This window comes from Bradyrhizobium pachyrhizi, from assembly GCF_001189245.1.
Taxonomy (GTDB): domain Bacteria; phylum Pseudomonadota; class Alphaproteobacteria; order Rhizobiales; family Xanthobacteraceae; genus Bradyrhizobium; species Bradyrhizobium pachyrhizi.
In genome coordinates, this window is the sequence record NZ_LFIQ01000057.1 from 197,764 (window position 1) to 201,599 (window position 3,836).

The following is a 3,836-nucleotide window of genomic DNA, read 5'->3' on the forward strand; positions in this document are numbered from 1 at the left end:
TCGAGAACGCGGCTTCGCAGACCTTGCCGTACAATTCTTCTGGTGATTTCGCGTACAGGATCGCTTCGTTGGTGGCACTCAACGCCGCGAATGTACGCCCGATGCTCGACTGCACGATTCCTGAAGGCCCCGGGGCCAACCCCTCCAATCTGGCGGGGAACATTGCCCGCGAGAGGCCTAAGTGGTGGTTAGCGTATCCGGCAAGTTGCACGACAAAGTAAACGGCTGACGAACGCGGGCGGCGGTTTTCCGGGATATTACGGACACCGGTGTGCCAGCCTGAGGCGGAGGACGGCGAGGCGCGGATGGACGTCCCGCTCGCGCCGCCGGAGCAGCCAAATTCCGTAACGCGACCGCGCCCGTTCCACTCCGTGAAATCGCGGCGGCGAGCACCCTGCTGGCGGTATGGCCGACCGGATTTTCTGCCCTTGCTCGCCCCTCGGCGCTTTGAGAGCATGACGTCGACTACAGCAAGCACGACCCGCGCATCACGCGGGCAGACCGCGAGGAAAATCCCATGCCGATCGTCCAGGCCGACCGTCTCACGCGCATCGGCGCGGCGCTCCTGCGGGGCGCCGGCGCATCTGAGGAGGAGGCGAACGCAGTCGCCTCCGGCTGCGTCAACGCCAACCTCGCCGGCCACGACTCCCACGGCGTGATCGCAATCCCGACCTATATCGACCGCATCAAGGCCGGCCACATCGTGCCCGGCGCGCAATGGACCATCGTGCAGGAGACGCCGACCACGACCGTGATCGACGGTCATTGGGGCTTCGGCTTCCACGTCAACGCCAAGGCGATGGAGATGACCATCAACAAGGCGAAGACTGCCAATGTCGCGGCCTGCACCGTGTTCCGGCAGAGTCATGTCGGACGGCTCGCGCATTACCCGATGATGGCGATGCGCGAAGGCATGATCGGGATTGCGGCCGCCGATTCCGGCCGCTCGCCGAAACACGTGGCGCCGTTCGGCGGCCGCGAGGCCCGGCTCGGCACCAACCCACTTTCGATCGCGGTGCCCTCCGATCTCGAGGCGCCGTTCTACCTGGATATGGCGACCTCGGCGGTCGCCGCCGGCAAGATCCAGCTCGCGGTGGCGCGCGGCGAGAGCATCCCGAAGGGCTGGATCATCGATGCCGAGGGGCGCGACACCACGGACCCGAAGGACTACCGCAAGGGCGGCGCGCTGCTGCCGCTCGGCGGCAGCGAAGGCTACAAGGGCTCGGGCCTTGCCGCGATGGTCGAGGTGCTGTGCGGCCTCCTGACCGGGCTCGGCTTCGGCGTCGAGCCGACCGGCCGGCACAACGACGGCTGCTTCATGGCGGTGTTCAACGTCGCCGCATTCCGTCCGCTCAAGGACTTCAGGAAGGAAGTCGCCGACTTCGCCCGCTATTTGAAATCGACGCCGCCCTCGGAAGGGAGCCGCGGCGTGTTCTATCCCGGCGAGATCGAATATCTGCGCGAGCAGCAGCGGCGCAAGGACGGCATCGAGATCGAGGATGCGACCTGGGACAAGCTCAAGGCACTCGCCGCCGATTACAAGCTCACCGATGAGCTCGACCTTCGCTGATAGTTCCGGACACAGGAGAACGACATGACACGGCAAATGGCGCTGGTTGGCTTTTTGCAGGCGCAGAACTGCACCAACCTGCCGAGCTCCTGGCGCCACCCGGAATCGCGCGACGATTCGATGTCGGCGGACTACTATCAGGAGATCGCGCGCATCCTGGAGCGCGGCAAGTTCCACATGGCGTTCTTCGACGATCGCCTCGCAATGCCCGATCGCTACGGCAACGATCACGCCCACACCGTCGAATACGGCATCCGCTGCGTGAAGATGGACCCGATCGTGGTGCTGACCACGATGGGCATGGTCACCACCAAGCTCGGCCTCGCCTCGACCGCCTCCACCACCTATTTCGAGCCGTTCGACGTCGCCCGCCGTTTCGCCACGCTCGACCTGATGACCGGTGGCCGCGCCGCCTGGAACGTGGTGACGTCGGTCAATGACGGCGAAGCGCTCAACATGGGCCGCGAGCAGCACCTCGAGCACGATCATCGCTATGACCGCGCCGACGAGTTCATGGAGGTGGTGCTCGGCCACTGGGATGCCTGGGAAGACGGTTCGCTGGTGATCGACAAGAAGAGCGGTCGCTTCGCCGATCCGACCAAGGTGAAGCGGCTCGACCACAAGGGCGCGTTCTTCACCTCGCGCGGCCCGTTCACGGTGCCGCGCTCGCCGCAGGGCCATCCCGTCGTGATCCAGGCCGGTGCCTCCGGCCGCGGCCAGCGCTTTGCCGGGCGCTGGGGCGAGGTGATCTTCACCGCGGCACGCAACCTCGCCAATGCCAAGCAGGGCTATGATGCGATCCGGGGCGAAGCCGCCAAGGCGGGACGCGATCCCGACCAGATGTTCCTCTGCAATCTGATCACCCCGGTCACCGGCGCGACCAAGGCCGAGGCCGAGGACCGGATGGCGGTGATCCAGAAGCTGCCGCTCGAGATCGATGCGCTGTCGCTGCTCGCCGAAGGCCTCAACTTCGATTTCGGCGCCAAACCGATCGACGAGCCGCTGACCACCGAGGAGCTGCAGGGCATGCAAGGCATGCTCGGCATCCGCGACGGCGTGCTGCGCACCTCCGGCAAGAGCAATCCCTCGACCCGCGACTTCATCACCTTCTCCGGCCGCGGCCAGGTACAGGACGCGATGGTCGGCGGCCCGAAGGAGATCGCCGACCGGCTGGAGGAGATGTTTGTCAATCGCGGCTGCGACGGCTTCGTCGTCGCGGCGAGCTACGTGCCGGGCTCCTATGCCGACTTCGTCAATCACGTGGTGCCCGAGCTGCAGAAGCGCGGGCTGTTCCACACGGATTACGCCGGCTCGACGCTGCGCGAGAATCTTGGGCTCAAGCGCCCGGCCGCGGGCGCCTGGAAGACCCGCGCGCAGGCCGCGGAATAGAGGGACATCATCATGCGCTGGCTGAAATTCACCGCCGCGGGCACGACGTCCTGGGGCCTCGTCGAGGGCGACACCGTCACCACCGTCAACGGCGATCCGTTCGGTGAATGGAGCAAGACGTCGAAGACGCATGCGTTGAAGGACGTCAAGATCGAGCTGCCGCTGATCCCGCGAACCTTCTACTGCGTCGGGCTGAATTATTTGAAACACCTCAAGGAAGCCGCCGACAAGGCCGGCACCGTGCCGAACGTTCCCGACCGTCCCGAGATCGGCTACCGCGCGCAGAACGCGCTGATCGCCCATGACGAGAACGTCGTGATCCCCGCGAGCGCGACCGAGAAGATCCATTACGAGGGCGAGCTCGTCGTCGTGATCGGCAAGACCGCCAAGCACCTGACCGAGGCCAACGCGATGGACTGCGTGTTCGGCTACACCATCGGCAACGACGTCTCCGAACGCAGCTGGCAGAAGGCCGATCGCGGACTGTGGCGCGCCAAGAACGCCGACACCTTCAAGCCGATGGGCCCGTGGATCGAGACCAATGTCGACCTCGACAGCATGGAGACCGCGATCCGCGTCAACGGCAAGGAGACCGGCCGCTTCCACACCAACGAGATGATCTTCGGCATCGTCCCGTTCCTCGTCGAGCTGACCAAATACTTCACGCTGTCGCCCGGCGACGTGATCTGGATGGGCACCGACGGCGCCTCGCCGGACCTGAAGGACGGCGACGTGGTCGAGATCGACATCACCGGCATCGGCACGTTGCGAAACAGGTTCGTGAGGGAGAAGGTGTGAGGCCGAGTGGCTCGACCTCCCCGCTGTTGTCGGCGCGCGTGCCTCGTCCTCGGTGTCGTCCTGGCGAAAGCCAGGAGGT

3 protein-coding genes are annotated in these 3,836 nt (G+C 65.5%); all 3 read left to right on the forward strand.

The features are described from left to right. The first annotated feature begins 517 nt into the window (after positions 1 to 517). The 3 genes from AKL29_RS11725 to AKL29_RS11735 are packed head-to-tail and all read left to right on the forward strand — an operon-like array spanning position 518 to position 3,757. Complete coding sequence (locus AKL29_RS11725; RefSeq protein ID WP_028332986.1) at positions 518 to 1,570, forward strand: Ldh family oxidoreductase; 1,053 nt, start codon at positions 518 to 520, stop codon at positions 1,568 to 1,570. A gap of 24 nt (positions 1,571 to 1,594) precedes the next feature. After that, positions 1,595 to 2,959: an LLM class flavin-dependent oxidoreductase gene (locus tag AKL29_RS11730; protein ID WP_050384254.1), complete on the forward strand. Its 1,365-nt coding sequence runs from the start codon at positions 1,595 to 1,597 to the stop codon at positions 2,957 to 2,959. A 12-nt stretch (positions 2,960 to 2,971) separates the two neighbouring features. Continuing rightward, on the forward strand, positions 2,972 to 3,757 hold the full coding sequence (locus tag AKL29_RS11735) for a fumarylacetoacetate hydrolase family protein (protein WP_050384255.1): 786 nt from the start codon (positions 2,972 to 2,974) through the stop codon (positions 3,755 to 3,757). Positions 3,758 to 3,836 lie beyond the last annotated feature (79 nt).